The organism is Streptomyces sp. CLV115 (assembly GCF_038448545.1).
Lineage (GTDB): Bacteria > Actinomycetota > Actinomycetes > Streptomycetales > Streptomycetaceae > Streptomyces > Streptomyces sanglieri.
In genome coordinates this window covers 23,375-48,584 of sequence record NZ_JBCEWQ010000058.1, presented here as the reverse complement: position 1 = coordinate 48,584, position 25,210 = coordinate 23,375, and the positions used below count along the sequence as shown (strand labels likewise).

At 67.6% G+C, this 25,210-nt stretch carries 23 protein-coding genes; 12 read left to right on the top strand and 11 right to left on the bottom strand.

All coding sequences use genetic code 11. From position 1 onward, the window contains the following. The first annotated feature begins 539 nt into the window (after positions 1–539). The 3 genes from AADR41_RS20950 to AADR41_RS20940 all read left to right on the top strand — a co-directional run bounded on the left by AADR41_RS20950 (position 540) and on the right by AADR41_RS20940 (position 1,343). Entirely contained in the window at positions 540–668 is a 129-nt protein-coding gene (locus AADR41_RS20950) for a hypothetical protein (RefSeq protein WP_342282918.1), read from the top strand. Positions 669–680: 12 nt separating this feature from the next. Continuing rightward, entirely contained in the window at positions 681–776 is a 96-nt protein-coding gene (locus AADR41_RS20945) for a hypothetical protein (protein WP_342282921.1), read from the top strand. Between the two features lie 123 nt (positions 777–899). Next, on the top strand, positions 900–1,343 hold the full coding sequence (locus tag AADR41_RS20940) for a hypothetical protein (RefSeq protein ID WP_342282917.1): 444 nt from the start codon (positions 900–902) through the stop codon (positions 1,341–1,343). A gap of 4 nt (positions 1,344–1,347) precedes the next feature. On the opposite strand, the gene AADR41_RS20935 is transcribed toward AADR41_RS20940, so the two are convergent. Then, positions 1,348–2,706, bottom strand: a complete 1,359-nt coding sequence (locus tag AADR41_RS20935) for a hypothetical protein (RefSeq protein WP_342282916.1) — start codon at positions 2,704–2,706, stop codon at positions 1,348–1,350. 63 nt (positions 2,707–2,769) lie between these two features. After that, complete coding sequence (locus tag AADR41_RS20930) at positions 2,770–3,618, bottom strand: class I SAM-dependent methyltransferase (protein WP_342282915.1); 849 nt, start codon at positions 3,616–3,618, stop codon at positions 2,770–2,772. 231 nt (positions 3,619–3,849) lie between these two features. On the opposite strand from AADR41_RS20930, the gene AADR41_RS20925 reads away from it, so the two are divergent. Continuing rightward, complete coding sequence (locus AADR41_RS20925; protein WP_342282914.1) at positions 3,850–4,398, top strand: DUF1062 domain-containing protein; 549 nt, start codon at positions 3,850–3,852, stop codon at positions 4,396–4,398. Positions 4,399–4,567: 169 nt separating this feature from the next. On the opposite strand, the gene AADR41_RS20920 is transcribed toward AADR41_RS20925, so the two are convergent. The 3 genes from AADR41_RS20920 to AADR41_RS20910 all read right to left on the bottom strand — a co-directional run bounded on the left by AADR41_RS20920 (position 4,568) and on the right by AADR41_RS20910 (position 7,427). Next, complete coding sequence (locus tag AADR41_RS20920) at positions 4,568–6,088, bottom strand: alpha/beta hydrolase (protein ID WP_342282913.1); 1,521 nt, start codon at positions 6,086–6,088, stop codon at positions 4,568–4,570. 244 nt (positions 6,089–6,332) lie between these two features. After that, entirely contained in the window at positions 6,333–6,746 is a 414-nt protein-coding gene (locus AADR41_RS20915; RefSeq protein ID WP_124723568.1) for a hypothetical protein, read from the bottom strand. 45 nt (positions 6,747–6,791) lie between these two features. Next, positions 6,792–7,427 carry a hypothetical protein gene (locus AADR41_RS20910; protein ID WP_342282912.1) on the bottom strand — a complete coding sequence of 212 codons (636 nt, stop codon included), beginning with the start codon at positions 7,425–7,427 and terminating at the stop codon, positions 6,792–6,794. A gap of 1,039 nt (positions 7,428–8,466) precedes the next feature. On the opposite strand from AADR41_RS20910, the gene AADR41_RS20905 reads away from it, so the two are divergent. The 6 genes from AADR41_RS20905 to AADR41_RS20880 all read left to right on the top strand — a co-directional run bounded on the left by AADR41_RS20905 (position 8,467) and on the right by AADR41_RS20880 (position 16,407). Then, entirely contained in the window at positions 8,467–9,717 is a 1,251-nt protein-coding gene (locus tag AADR41_RS20905) for a ParA family protein (protein WP_342282911.1), read from the top strand. Beyond that, positions 9,714–10,982 (top strand): ParB/RepB/Spo0J family partition protein, encoded by a 1,269-nt coding sequence (locus AADR41_RS20900; protein WP_342282910.1) that lies wholly within the window; start codon positions 9,714–9,716, stop codon positions 10,980–10,982. The genes AADR41_RS20905 and AADR41_RS20900 overlap by 4 nt, the downstream gene beginning before the upstream one ends. A 726-nt stretch (positions 10,983–11,708) precedes the next feature. After that, entirely contained in the window at positions 11,709–12,821 is a 1,113-nt protein-coding gene (locus AADR41_RS20895) for a bifunctional DNA primase/polymerase (RefSeq protein WP_342282909.1), read from the top strand. After that, positions 12,818–14,347, top strand: a complete 1,530-nt coding sequence (locus tag AADR41_RS20890) for a DNA primase family protein (RefSeq protein WP_342282908.1) — start codon at positions 12,818–12,820, stop codon at positions 14,345–14,347. Before AADR41_RS20895 ends, AADR41_RS20890 begins: the two co-directional genes overlap by 4 nt. Further along, the gene (locus tag AADR41_RS20885; RefSeq protein WP_124723573.1) at positions 14,344–14,733 is read left to right on the top strand and encodes a DUF6009 family protein; all 390 of its coding nucleotides are present in this window, start codon (positions 14,344–14,346) and stop codon (positions 14,731–14,733) included. Before AADR41_RS20890 ends, AADR41_RS20885 begins: the two co-directional genes overlap by 4 nt. A 141-nt stretch (positions 14,734–14,874) precedes the next feature. After that, complete coding sequence (locus tag AADR41_RS20880; RefSeq protein ID WP_342282907.1) at positions 14,875–16,407, top strand: FAD-dependent monooxygenase; 1,533 nt, start codon at positions 14,875–14,877, stop codon at positions 16,405–16,407. A 26-nt stretch (positions 16,408–16,433) separates the two neighbouring features. Here AADR41_RS20880 and AADR41_RS20875 read toward each other — a convergent pair whose 3' ends face one another. Further along, positions 16,434–17,105 (bottom strand): ScbR family autoregulator-binding transcription factor, encoded by a 672-nt coding sequence (locus AADR41_RS20875; protein WP_342282906.1) that lies wholly within the window; start codon positions 17,103–17,105, stop codon positions 16,434–16,436. 128 nt (positions 17,106–17,233) lie between these two features. Between AADR41_RS20875 and AADR41_RS20870 the strand changes: the two genes are divergently transcribed. Continuing rightward, positions 17,234–18,085 (top strand): SDR family oxidoreductase, encoded by an 852-nt coding sequence (locus AADR41_RS20870; RefSeq protein WP_342282905.1) that lies wholly within the window; start codon positions 17,234–17,236, stop codon positions 18,083–18,085. Between the two features lie 85 nt (positions 18,086–18,170). On the opposite strand, the gene AADR41_RS20865 is transcribed toward AADR41_RS20870, so the two are convergent. Beyond that, positions 18,171–19,061 carry a ScbA/BarX family gamma-butyrolactone biosynthesis protein gene (locus AADR41_RS20865; protein WP_342282904.1) on the bottom strand — a complete coding sequence of 297 codons (891 nt, stop codon included), beginning with the start codon at positions 19,059–19,061 and terminating at the stop codon, positions 18,171–18,173. 456 nt (positions 19,062–19,517) lie between these two features. Between AADR41_RS20865 and AADR41_RS20860 the strand changes: the two genes are divergently transcribed. Next, positions 19,518–20,153 carry a ScbR family autoregulator-binding transcription factor gene (locus tag AADR41_RS20860; protein WP_342282903.1) on the top strand — a complete coding sequence of 212 codons (636 nt, stop codon included), beginning with the start codon at positions 19,518–19,520 and terminating at the stop codon, positions 20,151–20,153. Positions 20,154–20,687: 534 nt separating this feature from the next. On the opposite strand, the gene AADR41_RS20855 is transcribed toward AADR41_RS20860, so the two are convergent. The 4 genes from AADR41_RS20855 to AADR41_RS20840 all read right to left on the bottom strand — a co-directional run bounded on the left by AADR41_RS20855 (position 20,688) and on the right by AADR41_RS20840 (position 25,162). Then, positions 20,688–21,434: an ABC transporter permease gene (locus AADR41_RS20855; RefSeq protein ID WP_342282902.1), complete on the bottom strand. Its 747-nt coding sequence runs from the start codon at positions 21,432–21,434 to the stop codon at positions 20,688–20,690. Continuing rightward, a complete protein-coding gene (locus AADR41_RS20850) occupies positions 21,434–22,414 on the bottom strand; it encodes an ABC transporter ATP-binding protein (protein ID WP_342282901.1) in 981 nt (326 codons plus the stop codon). The genes AADR41_RS20855 and AADR41_RS20850 overlap by 1 nt, the downstream gene beginning before the upstream one ends. A gap of 365 nt (positions 22,415–22,779) precedes the next feature. Continuing rightward, the gene (locus AADR41_RS20845) at positions 22,780–23,343 is read right to left on the bottom strand and encodes a CGNR zinc finger domain-containing protein (protein WP_342282900.1); all 564 of its coding nucleotides are present in this window, start codon (positions 23,341–23,343) and stop codon (positions 22,780–22,782) included. 1 nt (position 23,344) lies between these two features. Then, positions 23,345–25,162: an ABC-F family ATP-binding cassette domain-containing protein gene (locus AADR41_RS20840; protein WP_342282899.1), complete on the bottom strand. Its 1,818-nt coding sequence runs from the start codon at positions 25,160–25,162 to the stop codon at positions 23,345–23,347. Positions 25,163–25,210 lie beyond the last annotated feature (48 nt).

Below are 25,210 nucleotides of genomic sequence, written 5' to 3'. Positions count from 1 at the left end.
GGTCTGCTCCGCAGACACGACGCGCCGCCGCTACGCGGCGGAAGACGACAACGCACTCCGTGCGTTGTTCCCGGACTTCGTCCGGGGTTGCCGGTCCACTCCGTGGCCCGGGCAGTCAACTTCGTTGACTGCGGCCCGGATCGCTCCGCGATCCGGGCGGTGGGCCATGCTCCGCACGGCCCTTGGGCTGGCTGGGAGTTGGGGTGATCTTTGCTGGGGGTTGTGGTGACGGGTCGTGAGGGCCGGAGGTTTTCTGTCCGTTTCTCTGGTTCTCTTGAGTCTCTGTCAGGAGGGTTCAAGGGTTGGCAGGAGCGGGCCCTGTGCAGGTGCCGGACTGGTGGTTCGGAAACACTTCCACTGATGTGCGTCACTCTGGATGGCCAGCTGGGTTAAGGAGTTTGAGCCGACGTCCTGCCGCTGGCCCTGGGGGCGATTGTCTGTGTCCTGGTTGTCGCCGAAAAATGCATGCTTTGCACAGGGATCCGGGTCCATTTCACGCCCGGAAATACATTGAAGCGGTCGAGGAGAGGAAATTTTTGGTGACGCTGAAGGAGCTGTTCCCGCATCAGGTCGAGGCGGTCGAAGCGGTTCTGAGGGCGCTTCAGACGCCTGCGAGCGGGCATCTGCCGGCCGAGGGGCTGCGGACCCAGGTCACCGCCGCGACCTGATCCGGGAAGACCCTGATCGCCGTCGCGGCCGCCGAGAAACTCGGCGCGCGGCATGTCCTGGTCCTGGTACCGACCCTGGATCTGCTGACCCAGACCGCGGCCGCGTGACGGGAAGGAGGCCGTACAGGGGCGATGGTCGGGGTGTGCTCGCTCCGGGCCGACGACTCCGCTGAAGGACGAACTGAACACAGGCAGGGTGGCCCAACCGCCGCGTCCCTGCACACTATTCGGGTGACCTTTCGATTGATACCCGGCACCGGGCTCGTCCTCCCAGCGAACGCAGGCGTCCTGCGATTCGGCATGACCGCGCATGCGGCGCAGTGGACGGCGTCGACTCTGGCGGACATCCGCCCCGGCGGGTGGATGTGTGGAGCGCACTGGACCTTCTTCTTCGTTCACTGCGACATCCTGGTCACGGCCTATGCCTGCACGGCCTGCACCGAGCAGACCATGGGGCACTTGATCGTCGAACGGACCGAGCGCGTCCCGGACCGAGCCGCCGACATACCGGTTGCCTTCGGCGACTTCGACCTCTTCGGCTACCCCATCCATGAACTGACCGAGGTTCTCGACCCGTCGGACCGCAAGCTCCTGCTGTCCGCAGACGTCAACCCTCAGAGCACGCACTACCTGTCCGCCGTACGTCTCGACGCCTGTGAAAGCGATCGCCGCTAGGTCGTCAGCCCAGGCTCTGGGTCCGGTGACGGCGCACGATGAAGAGCATGCCCGCGCCCATAGCCACCGCTGCGGCAGCCGCGCCCGTGATAGGCAGCGTCGAGGAGCCGGTTTCTGCCAGGGTGTCGCCGTTCGTCGTGGTCCCGTCGTCGCCGGCCGTCGACGACCCGCCGGCCGAGCCGCCCGAGACATTGGCCGAGCCGCCCGTCGAGCCGGTCGGCTCCCCACCCGTGACGTCCAGCGTGATGTCGGCCTTGTCATTGACCTTGTTGGGGTCGAATGGCCGTGCCTCGGTGCTCAGGGCCACCTGGCCCTTGGCGTTCGCCACCCGCTTGTCGATCTTCAGCTCGAAGGTGTAGGTCTCTTGGCTGCCCTCGTTCAGTGACCGCATGCCGCAGACGTACACCTTACCCTTCGCCCGGCAGAACTGGCCGGGCTTGACGACCGATGTTCCGGCGGGAGGCGTGACCATGACGCTGACGGACCGCTCCCCCTGTTTGGTCAGGATCCAGGCGGGCCCGGCGTTGACGAACTTCACCTTCATCTTCACCGTGTCACCGACGCTTCCCTTCAGCGCGGCACCCGTCACCTGGTAGTCGGCCGTGTTTACGGAGCTGACGGGCACATTGACAACTCGTGCGGTCCCCTCGCTCCCGGCTTGTCCCTCGACCAGTTTCACCGCCGGCGCGGTTCCCGCCACCGGCTGGGTGCCGTTCTCGTCCGCTCCGGGATCGACGTCCCAGACATTCACTCGCAGCTCGTCGTTGAGCGCACGGTCCAGTGCCTCGACGCGGAGAGGCCTCTCGGGCGTGTAGACGGTGCCCGGCTCCACCACCTGGTCGAACGCACACACCGCGATCCATCTCTCGGGCATCTCGTCGTAGGACGGGACCTGCTGTGTCCGGCAGTTGGAGGGAACCTCTGTGAAGTCGAGTCCTCGGGTGACGCCGTAGGAGACCCATACGCTCTCGGCCGCCCTGGTGCCCTTGTTCGCCACGGTTGCCGACAGATCGAAGCTGCTCCCAGGTTTCACCCCGCTGACCGGCTCGATGCCTCCAACGACCAACTCGGGTGCGGTTTCATCACCGAAGGCGGCAGGAGCCGCAGCCAGTACGATCAGCCCGGCAGCGCCGAGGGTGGCAGCAACAGCACGGCAGGCGCGACGGTTGTGCCGGGGAATCGACATTGAGAGATCCTCTGCTGGGACGCGGAAAAGCGGGCGATGACTTCCAGGAGAAATGCTTCCGGTCACTAGACTCTTGTCGAACTCGAACGGTTGCGTGGCCGGTGCCTCCTCCGCCTTGCGACCGCATACACCGGATGCCGTGGGCCCCGGCCCGATGTCGACACCGATCACCGGCACGAGTCCGGAAGTACGCTTCCCCTCTTACCCGGAAGCGATCGTCCAGGGCCCCTGGTAGGCGCTCTACCGGCGGACCGCCGAGATCAGTCCGCCGGGCCGCTCCTCGCGCTGCGGAGGGGTGCTGATCGGGCGTCCGTAGGCGGCAGCGCGCTCGCGCAGCGTGTGGCTGTCGGCCTCCCAGCCGTGCCCGGCCAGCCAGCCCACGGGATCCTCGGGCATCTCCGAGACCCACATGGCCGCCGCCGATCCCGGCGTGGCGTCCGCGGCGAAGCGCTCGATCACGCCGCGCGAGCCCAGCGTCAGCCCCATCCGACTTCCTGCCGCCGACTGCGTGCTGATCCGGGTCAGCAGTAGCTCCACCGCGTCCTGGGGCAGATAGATCAGTAGTCCTTCGGCGATCCACACGGTCGGCAGCGCCGGGTCGTGCCCTGCGGCGGCCAACGCGCCTGGCCAGTCCTCACGCAGATCCACCGCGACGGTTATCCGCTCGCAGCGTGCGACCGCTCGCTCCTGGCGCAGCACCGACGCCTTGAACTCCAGTGGCGCGGCAGTGTCGACCTCGAACAGCCGGGTGCCCTTGAGCCAGTCCATCCGGAAGGCCCGGCTGTCCATGCCGGCGCCGAGCAGTACGACCTGCCGGACCCCGGATGCGGAGGCCTGCTGCAACACGTCGTCGAGGAACTTCGTCCTGATGACGATGGAGAACGACACGGCCGTACGGCGGCGCCGCGCGGCCTCGTCATCGGGCGGCGGCGAAGAGGGCCACAGGCCGCCGGCGGTGGCGAAAGCCTGTGCCAGTGGGTCGCGGAACAGCGCGCTCTCCCGCTCAGTCTCCAGCGCCCGCACCCTGGCCACCCCCACCGCCGTGGCCCACACTCCCGACGGCTTGACCCGCTCCTGCTCATCAGTCATCGCGCCAGGCTAAGCGCTGTTCCGTAATCCCGCGTTGAGCTGAGGGCCGATCGAAAACCAGTGGCACAGCGCCGTCGTGGGTCGTTACCGTGCCGCCGAGCCAAGTCGTCCAGGCAAGGACATTCCGTTGTACACCGTGTGAGACCTCCCGAGTGCTGATCTGTCGCGCGTCGCGCTTGTGCGCCGCGCTGCTTTTTGCTGCGGACTTCTCACTGAAATCGGTGTATTTCTGTGCTCGAAAACTGGGTGGTCATACCCACCTGCCTGCCGGTCGTTCTCCGACGTTGCCATACGTGCCCGTCCGAGCGTTTCCGGGCAAACGGCAAATTTCGCGTCAATGCGAACCACAAGCTCATCGACGTTTGGCTTCTCGTGCTCTGTACCTCGTGCGGGGAGACGGCGAAGCTCACGGTCCTGGAGCGGGTGAATGTGCGCTCCGTACAGCCTGAGCTGCTGGACCGGCTGCATGGCAATGATGTCGGTCTGGCAGCCGAGTTGCTCCAGGATCCGGTCGTACAGCGCCGTAATCGCATCGCTCTCGACTGGGCCGATGCCTGGCGCCTCGACACCGGCGGATCGGATCATCTGGACTGTGAGGTGATCGACGTCTCGGTCCGCTTCGCGGCGCGGATCCCGGTCCGGCCGGTGCGGCTGATCGCTGAAGGTTGTGGTCTTTCGCGGGCCGAGGTCGGGAGGTTGATCGCGAAGGGGAAGATCGTCTCGGCGGTCCGGCTGAGTGGCAAGCTCTCCGGCGACTTCGCCTTCATGCTCAAGCGCTGAGCCCTCCCCCGGCCCGGGGCTTGTCCGGCGAGAGCCGCCGGACAAGCCCTGGAGGCCGCCGTGGTCGGGCTCTACGGCGGCCTCTGCTCACTGGCTCGCTCTATCGTCGATGCACTTCGCACAGCAGATCTGCGTGCCCGCCGTGTTGGTCTGCGTGAGCCCGGACCCGTTAGTGCCCCTGGGGCTGAAGTGTGCTTCTCGGGCTGGTGAGGTAGGTGTCGATCACTCGTACCGCCTTCTCCGTCCCTCCTCTGCGGTAGAGCCAGTGCCCCACGACGTCCATCGTGAACAGGGACGCCTTCGGGAAGGAGCTCGCCATGCGCCGCGCGCCCGGCAGGGGCGTCGCCAGGTCGTGGGTGGCGTTGGCCACGAGGACGGGTGGGAGTTCGCCCTTGATGCGGGCTGGCCGGGGCTTGGGCGGCATGGTCCAGCCCTGGCAGCCGAGGATGGTGTCGAGGGCCTGGGCGTTGTAACGGGTGTGCGGGGCGGCTTTTGCGGCCCTCTTCAGGATGGTCCGGTACTGGGCGTAGTCGTGGATCCGGAAGTCGTAGTCCCGGCACAGCACGAGCCGGAAGGCCGGATCGGTGCCGGTGGGGAGCCAGCGGACCTCGCCCTTTCCCGTGTACAGGGCGGCCAGCTGCTGTGCCGTGCTCTCCGGACTCCCCTTGCCTAGTGCGAAGGTGAGGAGGTCGGACAGCTTGTCGGGGCCGACCTTGGTCCGTGTCGGTCCGTCCGGGCCCGGTTCTCGCAGTGTGCCCGCGTCGGCGCGGGCGAACAGGGTGTCGGTGACGGCTGTCAGATCTTTGCCCTTGAGCGCGCAGGCTGTGTCCTTCTTGCACCAGGCCGCGAGCCGCTTCAGGGTGCTGTCAATGGTGGCGCTGCCGTCGATGAGGTATCGCTCGGCGTTCGGCCGGTCCGGATCCATCGCGCTGTCGAGGGCCAGTGCGCGGAGCTTGCCCGGGAACAGCCGTGCGTAACGCTCGCCGAGGAATGTGCCGTAGGAGTGGCCCAGGAAACTGATCCGGCGTTCGCCGATGGCGGCACGGATCGCGTCCATGTCGCGGACGACGCTCTCACCGTCCATGTGGGCGGCGAGCGGGCCCGTCCGCTTCAGACAGTCGGCCGCCAGACGGCCGTTCAAGGTGCGCAGTCGTTCGAACTCGGACGGGTTGCGGGGGCGGGCCGGTATCGAGTCGAGGATCGTCTCGTCGCAGTCGGCCGCACCGCTGCGGCCGATGCCTCGTGGGTCGAAGCCGATCATGTCGAAGCGCTGGAGCATGGCCGCGGAGTAGCCGCTGACGGGGTCGTCGGCGTACAGGGCGTCGTCGGCTCCGGCGGCCCCGGGGCCGCCCGGGTTCGACATGAGGACGCCGATCCGCCGGGTGGGGTCTGTGGCCCGGTAGCGGGCGACGAAGATGCCGGTCTTCGGACCCTTCGGCTTCGACCAGTCCAGCGGCACCTCGACCGTCCCGCACTGGGCCCTCGGGCTGGGGTCGGGGTAGGGCGGTTCGGCCTTGGGGCAGGCACCCCAGCGGATCGGCGGGACGGAGGCGGTTGTGCCGGACGGTTCCTGGGCGGCCGCCATTCCTGGAGCGCCCAGGGCGGCGGCCACGGCGGACAGGGTCAGGAGTACGGAGATGCCCCGGCGTCTCGTGTGTGGGCTCGGTTCCACACGCATGCTCGTGTTCATGCGCGTCACTGTTTCGGCCCCGTATGACGGCGTCTCCATGGGCACATGGTGGGAACGTAACAAGGCGTTCGGAGCCTGCTTTCGAAGGCCGGTTGCACCAGTGCGGTCAAGCGTGAGGGGCTGTCGACGGCGGCGCCTCGCCGACTGTCGCGCGTACCGGTATAGTGGGGCGCACAACTTGTTGTTCAGGCACAGAGGCCCCGCCATCCCAGATGGCGGGGCCTCTGTTTTGTCTTCTGTCGGATCAGGCGATGCGGAGGTCGGGGCGGCCTTCGGCCGGGGGTGCTGCTCGGTATTCCGGTAGGTGGATGGTGGGCAGCTTGCCGCTCTTCATCTCTTCGAGGGCGTACGCGAAGGCGGCTTCCATGTCCGTCACGCTCTCGTATTTGGCGGCGAGTGGGTGGAGTCGGTAGCGGTTGCCCCCGCGGCCTTCGGCGCGGGAGCGCAGCACGAGGTTGAGCTCGAACAGCGGCTCCATCAGTGCGCTGACGGTGGGCGGCTTCACCTTGTACTCCACTGCCATCTCGCGCTGGCTCGGGAGTGCGCCGCCGTTCTCGCTCCGGAAGATCAGGTACTGAAGGAATTTCACCGGGGCGGCTCCGATGGGCAGCGCCCAGATGCGCTCAGCGACGAGCGGCGACATGACTGCAACGGCCATCGGTGCCTTCCTCCGTATCGAATCGGCTTGTCGTGGTAGCGAGCATCACCCTGTGCGCTTCCTTCTGACAGGCTCGGGCACTTCGCCATCCAGGTTAAGGTCCAGCGCTTCCTGGTGGTGAACCAGCTCCGGACCAATTCTGTGCGGAAACGCTGTCGGATCGTCATCGTGGTCGGCGGCGATCTGGGCGAGCACTTCGTGCTGGGCGGTGCTGTTGCCCTGGAACCAGAGGGTGACGTTGAGACGGATTCGCCCGTTTCCTGCTGGTTCGAGCCACTTGTATTCGCAGAGGGTTCGGACGGCGCGGTTCACGGTGGGGCGGGTGATCATCTTGGCGCCGGGCTTCTTGGCCGCGAGTCCGTTCAGGCCGTCGGTGATCTCTTGCTGGGTGTACTCCGCGATGCCGGTGCCGGGCCGCTGTCCGCCCGCTACGTACAGGAACACGCACAGCTGGCTCTTCGTGATGCCGTTGGCGATGAAGAGCTGGGGCAGCAGCTGTGTGAACCAGTTGCTGGCGAGGCTGTAGCCGGCGCCTCCGGCGAAGCTGTGGACGGATCGAGGGTCGTTCTCGTACTCGAAGGTGACGCCCTTGAGCTTGCGTTTCCCTGCCTTCGGCTGTGTTGTCTCCGGGGCAGTCGTGCCGAGTTGCTCACCCAACAGGTTCAGGATGTCGTCGAACACGGCGTTGCTCTCCGGCGAGGATGCGGGAGAGGGCACTGCTCGGGGCCGACGCGGCTGGCGCGACGGCGTTTCAGATGTCACTGGACCCTCCTTGTTGCTCAGGCGGTCCGAGGCTATCCCAAAAGTTCGGCTGAGCCTTACTTTTGACGGCTCGACACGCTTCGAGTCTGAGAGGGCGACGCGCTCGCTTCAAAAGTTTGCCTGAGCCGAACTTTCAGTGCAAGAAGGCGGCGGAAGTTAGCCTGAGCCTAACTTCCGGTTTCGTTCTGCAGCACATTTTGATCGAATCGGTGTCATGGGCCGGGGTGTTCGTCCGGAACCGGCACTCCCCTGACCTGCGGTTTCCCCGACGCGTGCGGCCCATTCGAAAAGTTAGGCTGAGCCTTACTTTTGCGGCAAAATGTGCTGGCCAGGTTAACATTTCGACCTGCCAAATGTGTCGGCCAGAGCATGATCAACATTGCATATGTGCAGGTCAGAGCGTTTTGGGGGCTCGGCGCCTCTTATAAAAGAAGACTCGCACCCGACGTACGGGTCTGCGCGGAGCGGGGTGTGTGCCTGTGTCCGCGATGAATCGCCGGCGTTGGCACGGGCCTCAGCCAGGGTTCCTGAGCGGACGTCACAAGCTGAGCCATCTACTCGCCCGACTGAACCTCAGCCGACGAAAGCCAGCCCCGACGATGGCTTCACGGACTCTGCGGCAGGAGTGCCCACCCGAGCCACCCACTCGGACCAGCCACTGCGCCGCTTTTGACCGCCCGCGGGTCCACGAACCCGGCGGGCCGCGATGATTCGGCCGTTGAGTCCGGGCGGATGCGGCTGCCCCGATGGACAAGATGCCCTGCGGCACATCCAGTTGCTGTCTTTGCAGGTCTGCGCGAAAGCTGAGCGGCATTGTTGGCGACGCAGGTAGGTACGAAAGGTGCCGCATTATAGCTTAGGTTGGTTGATAGTGGGCCACTCCCCCACAACGAAAAAGACGACACAGCTAACGCGTCGCGTGCTCAATTGATCTATGGCGTTAGTAGAGTGACGGACTATGACGACACCCGACACCAGGGGCGACCGAGAGAAGGTCGTCTCGAAGCTTCCCTCCTGGCTTCGCCAGGAACTCAAGGTCCGCGCCGTTCAGCACGGCATCGACATGCAGGACGCTGTCGAAGCCGGCATCACTGCATGGCGCGGTCTCGGATCCAACCTCTCCCCCATCGACACTTCTGGCGCGGAGTCGTTCGCAACGTTCCTGCCCTCTCCCCTGTGGGCCGGATTCCGCTCGGACTGCAAGCGCCGCGGGGTCTCCTTGATCCAGGGTCTGGCCCAGTCCGTGCGGGTCTGGCTGGACAGCCATCCCGCACCTGTGGTGAAGCGCCCCGACATCGTCCGACGCGTCGTCATCTGCAATCAGAAAGGCGGCGTCGGCAAGACCGCCGTCACGGCCGGAACCGGTGAGGCACTCGCGGAGGACTCCACCGCCCTGGTGCCGGTTCGTGTCTCCAAGCACTTTGCCGCACTCCTCGAAGAGGACGAGGAGGCTGCCACCGACCCGCTCGCTCTGGAAGACCTGCCCGGGCTCGGGCAGCGTGTTCTGCTTGTCGACTTCGACCCCCAGGGACACCTCACCAAGCAGCTGGGCCACGCTCCCCTGGCGATGGACGGGGACTCTCTCACCAATCACATGGCTGGTGACGGCAAGGGCTCACTGAGCGATCTCATCGTGCCGATCGAGGAAGACCGGTTCGGTGGGCGACTGCATCTTCTGCCTGCCTGCACCGATGCGTTTCTCCTCGATGTACGACTGGCCTCCGTCCGTGCACGGGAGTCGGCCCTCGAACGAGCCCTCGCCGCGGTCGAGCCCGACTACGACGTCATCCTGATCGACTGCCCTCCGAGCCTCGGGCTGAGCATGGACGCCGCCACCTACTACGGGCGCCGCCGCCCGCAGGAAGTGCCGGGCAACTCCGGTGTTCTCATCGTGGTCCAGGCCGAGGACAGCAGTGCCGACGCCTACGAACTGCTCACGTCACAGATCGAGGACATGCGCAATGACCTTGCTCTCGACGTCGACTACCTCGGCCTCGTCGTCAATCACTACGACGCCCGGCGCGGTTACATCGCCACCTCCTCGCTCCAGTCCTGGATGGCCATAAAGGATCCGCGAGTCGTGGGCGTCATCGGAGACCTCAAGGAACAGAAGGAAGCCGTCCGTGCCAAGCGGCCCCTTCTTGCCTATGCACCCCGATGCGAACAGTCCGTTGCGCTTCGCGCCCTCGCTCGGGAGATCAGCAAGTGAGTAAGGCCAAGAACCTCGGGGCCGGTTCCTCCTTCGCCCAGGCCCGCCCCATCAGCGCCCGGCGGGCCGCGATCGGTGCCGCTACGGGTGTGCCGACGGCCGGCGTTCCCGATCCGACCGAGCTCGCTCTGAACCTCATCAGCCAGAACCCCGACAACCCTCGCGAGGAACTGCGGGATCTGGACGGGCTGGCAGAAAGCATTGCGGAGATCGGCCTTGTCAACGCTGTGACGGTGGCTTCGATCGAGGCCTATCTGGAGGAGCGTCCGCACCGTGCGGCGGACCTCGACGAGGGTGCCCGGTACATCGTCGTCGACGGCCATCGGCGTCTGGCCGCGGCACGTCTCGCGGGTGCTGCAAAGATTCGGGTCAGCGTCGACAACGCACTTGTCTCCACCGACGAGGCGCTGCTTGAGGCGGCCTTCGTCGCCAACGTCCACCGTGACGACATGAACCCGCTGGAGCAGGCACAGGCGCTTCGTACGCTCGTCGACTTCTACGGTTCTCAGACCAAGGCCGCCAAGAGACTCGGTATCGCCCAGTCGACCATCTCCTCGAAGCTTTCCGTTCTCGACCTCGATCCTCAGCTGCAGGCGGACCTGGTGGAGGGGCGCCGCAAGATCGAGCACGTACGGAATCTTTCCAAGCTGCCGCCCGATGAACAGCGCCAGCAGGCAGATGCACGGGCTGCCGCAGGTGTTCAGCGACGCTCGGCGGTACGCGAGCTATCACGCCGTGATAGCTCGGAGAGCGGGGCTGCGGATGAGCCGAGGGGCGGGGCCGATACGTCAGGTGGTCTTGTCGTTCCGGGCAGCTCCGGGGGACAGGGGACGGCAGTATCACGGCGTGATAATCCCGGGGAGGCTCCGGCAGGGCTATCACGGCGTGATAATCCGGGTGAGAGCCAAGCCGATCTATCACGGCGTGATAGCCCGAGCGAGGAGCAGGCGGGCCTATCACGGCGTGATAATCCGGGAGCTCGGGAACCCGATCTATCACGGCGTGATAGGCCCGATGCTCCGGAAGAGGTGTCGGCGACACACGATGAAGTACCCGGGCAGCGGTCGGAGCACGCCGGACGCCAGGTCGCTCCGGCTCAGCTGGCCCCGGGGGAGTCAGGCATCGTCGCGCTCGGCAAGGTTACGAAGATGCCCTGGCACGACGGTCATCAGGTTGCCGATCTTGTTCTGCGCAAGATGGACGAGGACCAGCGGAAGATCCTTGTCGACAGGATTCTTGCTGAGGGCTCCAACTCGGTTCGATGAGTGGTCCGGTGGGGAGGGGGCCGAGGTGCTGGGGTACTGACTCCGGCTCCTGGCCCGCCTCCCGCCACGGTCAGGGCCCGCTCACTGGGATGGCCTGCTGTGGGCCGGCCTGTAGTGGCGGGCCGGCTGAGGAACTGTCCGGCAGGGCAGGTGTGTTGGTTGCTGGTGCGACAGAACTCCGCTTGTCCGGCCTGCAGTTTGATGACCTCCGGCAGGCGCGACTGGCTGGTATGTGCTGGTGGGAGCAGTTGTGAGGGGAAGACGCTTGAGCCTCGACAGGGGCGGGTTCGGAGCGGCTCGGGTGGTGGGGGAGCGGCCTCAGCGACTGGACGTCAGCGACTGAATGAACGCTGAGTCGCTTCGTCCTGTGAGGGAAAGTCGCAGGTCAGAGGGGTGTGTTGGGGGGAACAGCGACTGAAGCGACTCAAGTTTCAGGTATATGGAGACATTCGTGCGTGTGCGTGTGAGCGCGTGTGTGCGTCATATATAGCGACCTTGAGTCGCTTCAGTCGCTGTTCTGCGTCGGATACGCCTCTGACCTGCGGTTCTGTGTGCCTGCCGGCGAGCGACTGAGCGACCGTCGGTCTCTGGGCCCTCCGTCGTGCGTTTGCTGGGCATCTTGCAGATGCGTACACCTGTTCTGTCCCATGTGCCTCTCCTCTCCCTCAGATTTCGCTAATCTGATTTTGGGAGTTGAGTCGCTTCAGTCGCTGATGGGGGAAGTGAATGGCAGCTGAGCTGCAGGTTTCGCGCAGCGACCAACGGCAGTTCGCAAGATCTGCATCGGTCGCTTCGCAGCCTCTGACAACTGCCTCGTGGTGTGCGCGCCAGGGGTGGCCGGTTCATCCTCTTGCTCCGGGCCGTAAAACGCCTGTGGGCAACTGTGAGGTGTGCCGCGTTCAAGGTCATGCCCGAGGGGGGTGCGACTGTATTCGTGAGGGGCGCTGGTGTCATGGGTTTCATGCGGCGACGCTCGATTTCGACCGGATCCAGCAGTGGTGGGGATCCCGGCCCGATCTCGGGGTGGGAGTCGCCACCGGCCCTGCCGGCCTCGTGGTCATCGATATCGATGCGCATGCGTGTGAGCTCCCCGACCGTGACCGGCTGCTGCCGGGCGTCGGGATCTCCGCAGGCATCGACCTGACCGGACTGGCCAACGGCTTCCACACACTGGGCGTGCTGGCCGCCCTGCGTGGCGTTGCCAGCCCGGCGGACGACGAGTCGACGCTGCGTGTCCGTACCCCGTCCGGGGGGCTCCACGTGTGGTACCGCAACGACAGCGGCCACCGGTGGCAGTGCTCCTCCGGGTCGGGCGGCGGCCGCGCGCTCGCCTGGCAGGTCGACGTCCGGGCGCACGGCGGGTACATCGTGGCGCCCGGGACCATGACCGCTGCGGGGGTCTACCGGCCCGTGGGGCCCGCACGCGTACCGGCCGCGCTTCCCGCCTGGCTCGCCAGGGAACTGGAGCGCACCGGGCATCTGCCGTCCGCCTCCGTGCCGGGAACCCGGCCGGTGCCGCCCCGTGCCCGGCAGGCGGTTCTCGCGGCCGGTGGCGGCCGCGGTGCGGGGGAGCGGGTACTGACCGGAGTTCTCGCCGAGATCGCCGCGTGTGCGGTGGTACCCGAAGGCGCCGCTTTCTCCGAGAAGTTGAACCGGGCCGCGTACACCGCAGGAGGTCTGGTCGCGGCGGGACATCTCACCGAGGACGAGGCGACGCGGGTGTTACAGGATGCGGCCGAGCGGGCCCGTCCGGGGCAGCAGCGGCGCTGTCTGGCGATCATCCGGGGTGGTCTGAGCGCAGGTCTGTCCCGCCCGCTGTCCCTCGGGGGGCGGGCGTGAGTGTGGACGAGGAAAGAGCCCTGTCTGCCTTCGACGTCCAGGCGGTGGCCGCGCAGATCCTTGCGCAGCCGGTTCCGGCGCCCCGGCAGAGCGATGAGTCCGCGCGGTATCAGGCTGCCGCCGTGCAGGGGAACGGCGAGGCGACGGCGGACGGGTTGCTGCCCGACACGTTGACCGACCGAGGGAACGCCAAGCTGTTCGTCAAGCTCTACTGCAACGACTACCGGCACGTGCCCGGGATCGGCTGGTACCGGTGGGACGGTACCCGGTGGCAGATCGACGAGGACGATACGGTGATGTGGTCGGCGGGTGATCTGGCGGAGTCGATTGCCACCACGGATCCGCGGGGCGTCTACACACCGACCGCGTTGCAGCAGCACCGCCGCCGCACGCTGAGCACCAGCGGGATGAACGCGATGCTGACCCAGGCGAAGTCCGCCCCGGGGATGGTGCTCAACGCGGCGCGGCTGGACGCGGATCCGTACGCGCTGTGCACGCCCGCGGGCGTCGTCGATCTGCGTTCGGGGCGCATTCGTCCTGCCGAGCCCACGAAGGACTTCCATTCCCGGTCGACCTCGGCCGCGCCGGAGCCGATGCCGACACCGCGCTGGAACCGGTTCCTGACCGACACCTTCGGCGAGGGGCCGGACGGTGCGGAGATGATCGACTTTCTCCAGCTGCTGCTCGGCTACTCGGTCACCGGGGATGTCGGCGCCCAGGTCATGCCGTTCCTGTTCGGCTCCGGGAAGAACGGCAAGTCCGTACTGCTGGACGTCTTGATGAAGTTGCTCGGGGACTACGCGGACGCGGCGCCTCCCGGGTTCTTGATGTCGCGTCCGTACGAGGGGCATCCCACCGATCTGGCGGAGTTGCACGGCAGGCGCGTGATCGTGTGCAGCGAGGTCAAGCCGGGGGACCGCTTCGACGAGGCCCGGGTCAAGTTGTTGACCGGTGGCGACCGGATCAAGGCGCGCCGGATGCGGCAGGACTTCTTCAGCTTCGAGCCGACGCACAAGATGTGGCTGCTCGGCAATCACCGGCCCGAGGTCGGTACGGGCGGCTTCGCGTTCTGGCGGCGTATGCGGCTGATCCCGTTCGAGCGGGTGGTCTCCGACGATCGCAAGATCGACAACCTGGCGGACATCCTCGTCACCCAGGAAGGTCCCGGCATCCTCAACTGGCTCATCGAGGGCGCCCGTCGCTATCTGGGGGGCGACAAGGACCTGACGGGCCCCGAGCGGGTCCGCATCGCGACAACGGCATACGCCGAGACCGAGGACCACACCGGGCGCTTCGTCCACGAGACCTGTCGGCTCGAAGCCGATTTGCGCGCGGAGCAATCCCAGCTCTACGCGGCCTACAGGAGCTGGTGCCAGAATGAGGGGGCGCCGGCGATATCGTCCCGGGCTTTCGCGGCACGTGTTCGCGAGGTGGTGGGACTGGCGTCACCGAAGGAAATGATCCTTTCCAACCAGCGCAAGTACTACCCGGGCATCGGCCTGCTCGCGGACGAGGAGACAGTATGAGTGCCCTCATCGCAGAGGACGAGATCGTCGACGAGATGGATCTCGTCTGGCTTGAGGACATCAGTCGGCTCGACTATGTCCGTCAGAGCCTGGACCGGTTGCCGACCCGGCGGGGGAGACCCGCGTACCACCGTGACGGCCGGATGGTCGGGTATGCCCTGCTGGGTCCGAAGGCCAAGCCGTCCCGTTCCTCGGGTACGTTCCGGCGGCGGGTGTTCTGGCTGCTTCCGCACGACCGGGACACCGAGCCAGACGGGCTGTATGCGAGGGGGGCGCCGGCGGAGGCCGTGGATGTGCGGACGCTGGCGCCGGGCAGCAAGGGGCACAAGACCGAGCGCTCGGAGGGCGGTCCGATGTCGTCCACGATGCGGGAGCTTCAGCCGTAGTCTCATCCTCGACTTCAGCTTCAGCCTCGGCTCTACGGTTCCTGGGCCGGTGTCGGGCGCAGTGCGTGAGGGGCGCCGGCCGGTTTCCTCGGCGGATGGATCAAAAACAGTCCGTCCGGTATATTTTCACGGGAATGGACCATGGCCAGGGGAGGCGTCGCGGTGCAGGGGGAACAGCTGGTGCGGGCACAGGTCGTGGTGGTCGGTGGGGGACCGGTGGGCATGCTCATCGCCGCCGAGCTCGCCGGGTACGGAGTCGACACCGTGCTCCTGGAGCCCAGGGCCGAGGTGTCCGAGCAGCCCAAGGCGACCACGCTGCACGCCCGGGCGGTGCAGACGCTGGCTCGGCGCGGCCACCTGCCGGGGCAGGGGTATCCGTACACCGGTGGCGCGGCAGAGAGTGCCTTCCACTTCGCGGGGCTGCCGGGACTGGTCATCACGGCTCCCGCGCGCGAGCCCGAGCCGATCCTCAAGTGCCCCCAGGCGGAGTTGGAGCGGCACTTCGAGGAACGGGCGCTGGCGGCCGGGGCGCGGATCCTGCGCGAGCACCGGGTGACCGAGCTCGTCCAGGAGGACGCCGTGGTGCGGGTCACGGCCGATGGGCCGCAGGGGAGCGTGGTCTGTCTCGCCGGGTACGTGGTGGGGGCCGACGGCGCCCGCAGCACGGTCCGGGGCCGGGCGGGCATCGCCTCCGACACCCACCCGGCGACGGTGTCCGCGCTCATGGGAACCGTCACGCTCGCGCAGCCGGACGATCTCACCAAGGGCTGGCACCAGACCCCGCGTGGCTGGATCGTGGCCAAGCGCGACGAGGAGGGCAGGACACACATCCGGACGCTGAACTGCACCGGCGCCCACGCGGACCGGCAACTGCCGCCCACTCTGGAGGAGTTGCGGCAGGAGGTGTCCTGGATCGCCGGCCGGGACATCGCGATGGACGAGCCGCGCTGGCTCAGCAGGTTCAGCGACTTCGCGCGGCTGGCCCAGAACTACCGCAAGGGGCGGGTCTTCCTGGTGGGCGACGCGGCGCATGTGCACTTCCCGATCGGCGGCCAGGGCCTCAGCGCCGGTGTGCTGGACGCCCTCAACCTGGGCTGGAAGCTGGCGCTGGCGGTGCACGGATCGGCGGGTGCGGGGCTGCTGGACACCTATGAGCTGGAGCGCCGCCCGGTGGCCCGGCAGGTCATCGACCAGACGCAGGCGCAGCTGGCGCTGATGCGGCCCGGTCCCGAACTCGACGCGCTGCGGCGGGTGTTCACCGGAATCCTGTCGGCGGACCGTGCGCACGGGCATCTCGGCGGTCTGATCAGTGCCCAGGACACGGTGCTCCCGGACGACCGGGACGGCGGGGCCCGCGCTGGGGCGACGGGCACGTTCCTGCGCAATGTGGTGCTCAGCACGGCGGACGGGGAGACCGACGTGATCGGGCTGCTGCGCGAGGGCAGGCCGCTGCTGCTGCTCTTCGGCGAGGAGGGCGCCGCCCGGCGGGAGACGGGCGGGGAATGGGCGGGGATCCTGAATGTGGTGTGTGCCCGGCCCACCGCCGAGGTGCCGTACGACGCGCTGCTGGTGCGGCCCGACGGCTACATCGCCTGGGCGCCGGGCGGTCGTGATCTGAAGGAGGCGCTGTCGGCGTACTTCGCCGAGGGCGCCGTCGCTGCGGGGCACCGTTGACGGTGCCCCGCAGGAACGAGCGGTGCTCAGCCGGTCGCTTCGACCAGGTCTCGCATCTCGGCCGCCTTCAACGCCTCGTCGTAGACCGCGGCTCCCCGGCCCTCGGAAAGATCGAGCGAGGCGAGGATCGAGGGCACCACCGCACTGGGCAGCACGTGGCGCATCAGGGCGGAGACCCGGCCCACCAGGTCGCGGTACTCGCAGACGGCCTGCGACATGGACTGGATGCCGGCGAAGGAGCCCACGATGACGTCGGCCGTCTCGGACGGCGAGATGTGGGGCAGCAACTCGCCCTGGGCCTGCGCCTGTTGCAGCAGGTCGAGGCCGACCTCGACCCAACGCAGAAACGGGCCGCTGCGGTCGAGGTTCTGAGCCAGCTGGTCCATGGTCAGCCGCACGCCGGCCCGGACCATGGGGTCGGTCTGCAGCCGGTGGGCCTGGAGCATCACGACATCCACGATCTCCTGCACCTTGGAGACGCGGGGAGGGACGATGATGCGCTGGTCCTGCTCGGCGAGGACGCCCTGGGCCAGGTCTTCCTTGGAGTGGAAGTGAAAGTACAGGGCGCCCTTGGTGACTCCTGCCTCGGTGAGGATCTGGGAGATCGTGGCCGCTTGGTACCCGTGTTCCTCGAAGATCTTGGCCGCTGCCGAAAGGATCGTCTGACGGGTACGGATGGCTCGTAGCTGCTCAGCCACTCTGCCTCCTCCCTCCTCAGGGTGGTGAACGTCGGGTGGCCGGTAAAGAAACCGTCCAGTTCGTATCTTACAGGCCGCATCCTTGGCCTTACCGGGCGGAAGAATGTCGGGCAAGAGAGGCAAAACCAATGATTCTTGTCACCGGTGCCACGGGGACCATCGGGCGGGAAGTTGTCCGAAGGATCCCTGCTGACCTGGCAGTTCGCATCATGGCAAGGGATCCGGGACGGGTCACGGGAGCGGGTGAGGCGGTCGAGATCGTCCACGGAGATTTCTCGGATCCGGGATCACTGGTGGGTGTTCTGCGTGGTGTTCGCACCGTTTTTCTGGTGACCAACCCCGGCGGTGACGACGACGCGGGCTTCCTCCGGGCCGCCCGGTCGGCGGGGGTGCGGCACGTGGTGAAGCTGTCCGCCGCCGCGGTGGACGACAGCCGGGCCGAGGACCTGATCACCCGGTGGCAACGCCGTAACGAAGAGCTGTTGCGCGGATCCGGCATGGAGTGGACCTTGCTGCGTCCCCGCGCGTTCATGTCCAACGCGCTCTCCTGGGCGGGCTCCATCCGCTCGGACGACGTCGTACGGGCCCTGTACGGGGCGTCGTGCAACGCCTGCGTGGATCCGCGCGATGTGGCGGAGGTGGCGGTACGTGCCCTCACCGAGGACGGCCATGCGGGCCGGACGCACACCCTGACCGGGCCGGAGGCGCTCTCAGCGGTCGAGCAGACGGCCCAGCTCGCGGAACTGCTGCGCCGCCCGCTCCGGTTCGAGGAGCTGAGCCCTGAGCGGGCGCGTGCGGCGCTGGGCGCACGCTATCCGGCCGACATCGCCGATGCGCTGCTGGAGAGCGCGGAGCGCGGCCGTGAGGGCGCGAAGACGGCGGTGGACGGCACGGTCGCCACTCTGCTCGGCAGGCCGGCCGGGACCTTCCGCGGCTGGGCGGGCGATCATCTGGGTGCCTTCGGGAACGGGGACCGCTGAGGGTGCACGGATGAGGGCACATGGACGGCGGCCGCCCCGGTGGGCAGCCGCCGTCGGGCATGGCCAAGTCGCTGTTCGGCACGGATCAGACCCCGTGCGACCCAGCGGTCACCGTGGAGCTGAAGACCGGCGCACCGTCCTGATGAGCGGTCACCAGGACACTCCGGTGGCCCTCGGGGGAGGTGCCGGGCAGCACGGTCGCCTCGATCGTGCACGGAGAGTCCAGCTCGACGTACCGCTTGAATTCATTGGCGATGACGAGCGGGAGGTAGGACGACCGGCCGAGGGCCGCCGCCGTGGCCTGGCGGGCGGCTTCGACCAGCACCATGCCGGGCACATGGTCGACCGCGTGCTCGAAGAGCACGGGGTGGCGGGTGTCCACCCGCAGCTGCCAGTGGTTCTGCTCGTCGGTGGGGGAGAGCACCACGTCCATGGGGGACATGCGTCCGACGCTCTGCGGGGCTGCCGGACTGCTCAGCGGCAGCTGCTTCGGGTTGCCGTCGGCAATGCGCGCTCCGCGCACCCGGCGGTAGACCGCGGGCGCCATGCAGGAGAAGGAGCCGCCACCGGTCGCGACGATGTTCCCGTCATGGTGGAAGACCGCCTCGAAGCGCAGCCCCGACAGGTTCCGGCCCCGCCGGTTGATCTCCGTGCAGTGCACGTCGACGCTGAGGAAAGCCGGCTCGTACCCCATCAGCAGATACTGCGGACATACGGAGAGGGCGAGGTCCCAGACGAGGAACTGGTGGCCGAAGGGCACCCCGAACTCCGCGTGCCCCAGGAGTATGCCGATCTGGCGGACCGTCTCGCAGCCTATGAGCGGGTCGTGGTGGCCGTCCGCGACCGGGGTGAAGAAGCTGTGGCCGCGCGGCCAGTGGGCGGACACGACGAAGTGGGTGTCGTCGATGCGGTCCCAGCCGGTGAGCATGACCTCATCGACGGTGGTCCGGTGTACGAGTTCTTTGGGAACGGTCATAGTCAAAGTGGTGGGGTAGAAGCCGCCAGGCTTGATCGTGGACGCCTTGGCGCCCCTTGCCAATTCTCTGTCGAACGTTGCCCGTTCGACCTGAAACGTGCTCGCAGACATTGCTCCCCCTGGGCGGGTGCGAGAGGTGTGGTAAGGGCTGTTCCTTGGCCCGAAAATACAGACCAGCCGGTTTAATTTCTAGTGTTCTTGGCCCCTTCTAGCCCAAAAACAGCGGAGGGGTTCACTCCGATTCGCCTGTTTTGGAGGAACGGTCCTGGCCGGCGCGTTCTGGAGTCGGGGTTTGTGTAGTCCTTGGCTGTGTGGATCGGGATACATCGCGGTGTTCTGGCGCGCGGGCCGGGCCGCTTCGGCATTTCAGGGGAAGAGGCGGGATCCTTCAAAAACCGCATGTACGGTTTGTTATAGTTGCCGCCTGTCCTTTGGCAAGCACGGCAACTTCTGGCAATGACGGAGCAGTTGATGGCCAAACAGGAACGTGCGGTGCGTACGCGTGACACCCTGATCCGGTCCGCGGCCGAGGTCTTCGACCGTGATGGCATCTCGACGGCGTCGCTCACCGCGATCAGCTCGCGAGCGGGGGTGAGCAACGGGGCGCTGCACTTTCACTTCGCCAGCAAGGCCGCCCTGGTGGACGTCGTCGAGGAGGTGGCGCTGACCAGGTTGGTGGCCGTCACGAGCGGCACGTTGCCACTCGGGGCGAGCCATGTGCAGCTTCTCGTTGACGTTACCCACGCGCTCGCCGACGCGCTCCGCGTCGATGTGGTGCTGCGCGTCGGATTCGCGCTGAGCGGCGAGACGTCCCGCGTGCGCCGGGTCGACCTGCGGGAGCGCTGGCGCTGCTGGGTCGAGGAGACGCTGCAACGGGCCGAGGCCGAAGGTGAGCTGTGCCGGGAGGCCGAGATCAGGGACGTGGGCACCGCCGTGGTGGCCGCGACCGTGGGATTCGAGGTGCTCGGGGTGCGGGACTCAACGTGGCTCGCGGCGTCGACGGTGGCTCGGTTCTGGCGGCTGCTGCTGCCGTCTCTGGTGCCGGCGGTACGTCTCGCCGGAATCGAGGCCGGAGGAACCCGGAGTCCGTAGGTGTGGTTGACGGAGCCCCGGGTCCTTCGTGCGGTGCGAAGGACCGGGGCTTCCTGATGTTCGGCCGAGGCGGTCGGCTGTCTTGCCCGGGGCGGGCCGGGTGGGCTGCCGATCAAGGAAAAGGACCGCCGGTTGTCCTGGCGAGCCCTATCGGGTCCTCGGCGATGTATTGCGCGAAGGGTTGGCGGTGATCCTGTGCCGAGACATGTGGAACACCGTCAGTATTTCCGACGTATCCAACTGCGCCCGCCTTTTTGCTTCGTGGCCGGAAAGATGCCTTGCAGTGGATAGAAATGCGAGTGACATGAATGAGGGTGACGTGAATACGGGTGGCGTTGATTCGATTTGCGTTGACTCGGGTTGCTGAACTTTGTGTATGGCGGCCACGCGTGCGGTAAATGCGACGGCAGAGCTTTATGTGACTTGTGGTCGGCCCCGGAGTGACGGTTCTGTCCGCGGTTTTTCTGTCCCCTGTGCTTTTATGTTCTGTGTCTGTGCTTTGCCCTCTGTGGTGTATGACTTATGGCCTATCGCTTATGCCTTGCGGCCGGAACGGCGGTAGGCATGGGCTGCGTACGCGCCGAAGATCAGCAGCCAGACGACCAGCACCACGATGCCCGTCATGCTCGGCGCCTCGCCGTCCGTCGTGTTCCAGCCCAGCTCGCCGAAGCGGTAACCCGGCGTCCACTTGGCCACCGAAGCCATCCAGCCCGGGAACTCGGTGATGGGGAACCACAGCCCACCGACCAGCGCGAGCGCCAGGTTGCAGACGATGTTTGTGACGTTCGTGGTCTGGGACGAGAGCTGGTAGCCGTTGGCGATCCCGAGCATGGTGAACGGCAGCGAGCCGATCCACAGCAGCAGCGTCAGTACGACCCACTGCCAGGCATCCAGCCGCACACCATTGACGATCATGGCCGTGAGCAGGACGATCACGATCGCCGGCAGCACCATCAGCGAGCCGGTCACCGCACGCCCGAGGACCACCTGCGCCGGAGACAGTGGTGTGATCCGCAGCTGCCGCAGCCACCCCACGGCCTTGTCCTCGGCGACCGCCGTGCCCGAGCTGAGTCCGGCGCTCAGCGCACCGTACGCCGCCAGCCCCACCATCGCGGTGACGGCCCAGTCGTCCGTTCCGCCGGAGCCGCCGCCGACATTGGTGAACATGATGTACATGAGCACCGGCGTGCCGATGCCGAAGACGACGAAGCCGGTGTCACGGAAGGTACGACGCAGCTCAAGGTTCACGTAGTTGGAAACGAGGGCGACCGAACTGGCCATCACGCGCCTGCCTTCGGGGTCTGGACAGCGGAATCGGACGAGGCGGAGGGAACGAGCGGGCGGTCCGTGTCACGGCCCGAGTGGTGCGCAGTCAGGGCCAGGAACGCGTCCTCCAGGCCCGCCGGGGCGACTTCGAGACCTCGCGGCGACAGCACGCCCGGAAGGGCGCCGACCGTCGCGTCCGAGTCCGACGTGCGCAGCCGCACCCGGCCGTCCACGACCTCGACCGACAGCACGCCCGGCAGCGAGGCCAGGCCGTCCGGCAGCGGCCCGTCGGGCACGGTGAAGGAGACCATGCTGGACCCCACCGTGTGCTTGATGTCCGCGCCGCTTCCGTCGGCCACCAGCTGCCCGCGGTCGATGACGACGATCCGGTCGGCGTTCTGGTCCGCCTCCTCCAGGTAGTGCGTGGAGAACAGCACCGTCTTGCCCCGGTCGGTGAACGCACGCATCGACTGCCAGAACAGCCGACGGGCCTCCACGTCGAGCGCGGCCGTCGGCTCGTCCAGCACCAGCAGATCGGGGTCACCGGCAAGCGCGACCGCGAAGCCGACCCGCTGGGCCTGACCTCCGGAGAGCTTGTCCGCGCGCCGTCCGGCCAGCCCGGTGAGGCCCGCCAGCTCCAGCGCCTGGTCCACCGGCATCGGATCGGGATACGTCCGGGTCACGAAGGACACCAGCTCACGCACCGTCACCCGGGAAGCCGGCTTGGAATCCTGCAGCATCGCGCCGACCCGTCCGTCGCTCACCGCATGGCTCGGGGGCTTCCCGAAGAGTTCCACCGTGCCGGAGGTCGGGTCGTCCAGCCCCAGCAGCAGACCGATGGCCGTCGATTTGCCCGCGCCGTTGCGACCGAGCAGGGCGACTCTCTCGCCCGGTCCGATGGTGAGATCGAGTCCGTCGACGGCGCGCACTGCACCGAACTCCTTGACAGCTCCGGTGAATTCAACCACCGGTATCGCCCCGTGTGTTGTTGTCATGATCGGAACTCTAATGAGGCGGCCGGGTATTCGGTAGACAGGGATGTAGGGATTTCAATCGTGCAGAACGCATCCTGTACCGCACGTTGTTACGGTGATCCGCGACTTCTTGAGGGGGATGGATCACCGTGCCCCGATTCACCGTTCGGTAGTTGGTGGTCGGTAGTCGGTGATTCCGTACAGCAGGAATGGTGCCGGTGGGGTGATGGCCGGAAACGACGTGCCGTGGTGGTGCGTGCCGGGTGGTGGCTTCGGCTACGCACGGCGGGGGGATTCCGGGGCGGGCCGGTTGCTGCCGACCGGTTGCGGTTGGTCGGTCGCTGCTGACCGGTTGTTGTTGGCCGGCGGTTGCTGTCGGCCGGTCGCTACTGCGCGGTCGCCGTGTGCGCGCTCTTCTTGCGGGCGCGGTACGCGGCCGCCTTGATCTTGTTCCCGCAGGATTCCATGCCGCACCACTGCCGCCGCATCCCGCGGGAGCGGTCGATGTAGATGCGGGTGCACTCGGGGTTGCCGCACTCCTTGAGCAGGGGTACGTCCGGCCCGCTCAGGAGCTCGACCGCTTGGCGCGCCACGGTGGACAGGGCCTCGTCCGGCGTCGCTTCCGTCCAGCGCCCCGAGGCGGTGAGCTGCGGTGCGGCGGGCGGTTTGCGCGCCGCACCGTTCAGCACGCCCAGGGCGTCGTCGGCGTACTCCTCACCGAGGCGGCGGGCCGTGACCAGTTGGTAGACGGCCTCCCGTACGGCGATCGCGCGGTCGACGTCGGCCCCGCCGCCGGGGGAGACCGCGTCGACGATGCCCGATTCCAGGTACCACGCCCTCAGCCGCTCCGGCGTGACGAGCATTTCGAACCGCACCGAGCGCCGTGCCCGGAGTGTCGCGGCGAAGTCGAGCGCCGGATTTCCGCATACGAAGACATGTTCCAGGTTCACATCACCATTCTGGCAGGTGACGATCGGGCGGGCAAGGCTCGTCACCGTGCGCGCGGCCGGGGCTCAGCCGGATCTCGTGGCCCTGCCAGCGTCTGCGCAGCCAGCGGTCGTGGCTGGCCAGGACGATCGCGCCGGGCCCGGTTCCCAGGGCGGCCTCCAGCTCGTCGCACAGCCGAGGGGACAAGTGGTTCGTCGGCTCGTCGAGCAGCAGCAGCTCCGGCGGACGCGCCACCAGGAGCGCCAGCGCGAGCCGGCGGCGCTGACCGACCGACAGCTGACCGACCGGCTTGTCCAGGTCCGCCTCGTGCAGCAGCCCCAGCGAGCGCAGCGGGACCTCTTCCGCCCGTTCGGCGCCGAGCGAGCGCTCATAGGTCTCCCGGCCGGTCCGGTCGGGGCGGGAGAACACGGTGTCCTGGGCCAGCAGGCCCACTGTCAGCCCCGGTCGTCTTCTCACGTCGCCCTCGGCCGCGAGGCGCCCGGCGAGCACGGACAACAGCGTCGACTTTCCCGTGCCGTTGCCGCCCGTGACGAGGAGCCGCTCGGTCGCCGGTACGTCCAGCCGTGCGACGTCGAGCCTGCCCGGCACCCGTACATCGCGCAGCGAAACGAGGGAGGCGAGGGAGCCGGAGGGGCCAGAAGAGCCGGGGGAGGCAAGGGATCCGGAGGGGCCAGAAGAGCCGGGAGAGTCGGAGGAGTCAGGAGAGCCGAGGGAGTCGGAGGAGTCAGGAGAGCCGGGGGAGACGAGGGAATCGACCGCCGGGGTCTCGGTGGGTGCGGTGGCCGTCAGCGCGGTGCCGTGGAATCGCAGCGGCTGCGGCGGCTCACCGGTCTGCCTGCGCTCCAGCCCGTCCAGTCGGCGCGTGGCATTGCGCACCCGTCGCGAGATCTGGCTCTGCACCCGCCCGGCACGATGGCCGTAGCCCATCTTCTCGTTGTCGCGCCGCTCCCGGTCCGGCGCCACGAGGTGTGCGGTGACCCCGGCCGAGTGGCGCAGCGCCGACAGCTCCTCCTGCTCCTCGGCGTACCGCCGCTCCCAGCGCTCCCGCTCGGCGCGCTTCTCGTCCAGGTAGGCGCTGTAGTTGCCGCCGTAGCGGACCGGGCCGTCCATGGCCGGGTCGAGGTCGACCAGATCCGTGCAGACGGCGTCGAGGAAGGCCCGGTCGTGGCTGGCCACCACGACGACCCCGGGCAGACCGCGCACCTGCTCCTCCAGGAAGGCGGCGGCGCCGTCGTCGAGATGGTTGGTCGGCTCGTCCAGCAGCAGCGCCGAAGGGCGCCGGACCAGCAGCGCGGCCAGCGCCAGCCGGCCGCGCTGCCCGCCGGAGAGGGAGCCGAGCGTCCGGTCGTGCCGGAACGCGCCCAGGCCGAGCCCGTCGAGCACCATCGCGGACCGCCGGTCGGCGTCCCAGGCCTCCCGGTCCTGGGCCTGTTCGAGTTGTCGGCCGTACGCGTCGAGCAGCTCGGCGCAGTCGGGGGAGTCCTGCGGAACGTGGGCGAGCCGCTCGGTGAGACGTTCGAGCTCGGCCAGGTCGTCGCGGGCCTCGCGCAGCGCCTCGTCCAGCACGTCGGCGATCGTCGACGCGTCGTCGAACGGCAACTCCTGGTGCAGAAAGCCCAGGTCGGCAGGGCGGGTGACGCTCCCGGCATCGGGTTCGTCCACTCCGGCGAGCAGCCGCAGCAACGTCGACTTGCCGACGCCGTTCTCCCCGATCAGCCCGATGCGGTGGCCGGGGGAGGCGGTGAGGGAGACGCCGTCGAGAACCCGCCTGGCTCCCAGGGTGCGGACGACGTCGTGGGCGAGCAGGGACGGTCGAGACATGGTGGTCCACCTGATGTGAGCAGTGCTGTGGCCCGCCGGGTGGTGTTC

What these genes read in the sequence shown, in the direction of transcription:
- AADR41_RS20930 (WP_342282915.1), bottom strand. Translation starts at nt 3,618, where the DNA reads ATGACTGATGAGCAGGAGCGGGTCAAGCCGTCGGGAGTGTGGGCCACG.
- AADR41_RS20920 (WP_342282913.1), bottom strand. Translation starts at nt 6,088, where the DNA reads ATGAACACGAGCATGCGTGTGGAACCGAGCCCACACACGAGACGCCGG.
- AADR41_RS20915 (WP_124723568.1), bottom strand. Translation starts at nt 6,746, where the DNA reads ATGGCCGTTGCAGTCATGTCGCCGCTCGTCGCTGAGCGCATCTGGGCG.
- AADR41_RS20905 (WP_342282911.1), top strand. Translation starts at nt 8,467, where the DNA reads ATGACGACACCCGACACCAGGGGCGACCGAGAGAAGGTCGTCTCGAAG.
- AADR41_RS20895 (WP_342282909.1), top strand. Translation starts at nt 11,709, where the DNA reads ATGGCAGCTGAGCTGCAGGTTTCGCGCAGCGACCAACGGCAGTTCGCA.
- AADR41_RS20885 (WP_124723573.1), top strand. Translation starts at nt 14,344, where the DNA reads ATGAGTGCCCTCATCGCAGAGGACGAGATCGTCGACGAGATGGATCTC.
- AADR41_RS20880 (WP_342282907.1), top strand. Translation starts at nt 14,875, where the DNA reads ATGGCCAGGGGAGGCGTCGCGGTGCAGGGGGAACAGCTGGTGCGGGCA.
- AADR41_RS20870 (WP_342282905.1), top strand. Translation starts at nt 17,234, where the DNA reads ATGATTCTTGTCACCGGTGCCACGGGGACCATCGGGCGGGAAGTTGTC.
- AADR41_RS20865 (WP_342282904.1), bottom strand. Translation starts at nt 19,061, where the DNA reads ATGACCGTTCCCAAAGAACTCGTACACCGGACCACCGTCGATGAGGTC.
- AADR41_RS20860 (WP_342282903.1), top strand. Translation starts at nt 19,518, where the DNA reads ATGACGGAGCAGTTGATGGCCAAACAGGAACGTGCGGTGCGTACGCGT.
- AADR41_RS20855 (WP_342282902.1), bottom strand. Translation starts at nt 21,434, where the DNA reads ATGGCCAGTTCGGTCGCCCTCGTTTCCAACTACGTGAACCTTGAGCTG.
- AADR41_RS20850 (WP_342282901.1), bottom strand. Translation starts at nt 22,414, where the DNA reads ATGACAACAACACACGGGGCGATACCGGTGGTTGAATTCACCGGAGCT.
- AADR41_RS20840 (WP_342282899.1), bottom strand. Translation starts at nt 25,162, where the DNA reads ATGTCTCGACCGTCCCTGCTCGCCCACGACGTCGTCCGCACCCTGGGA.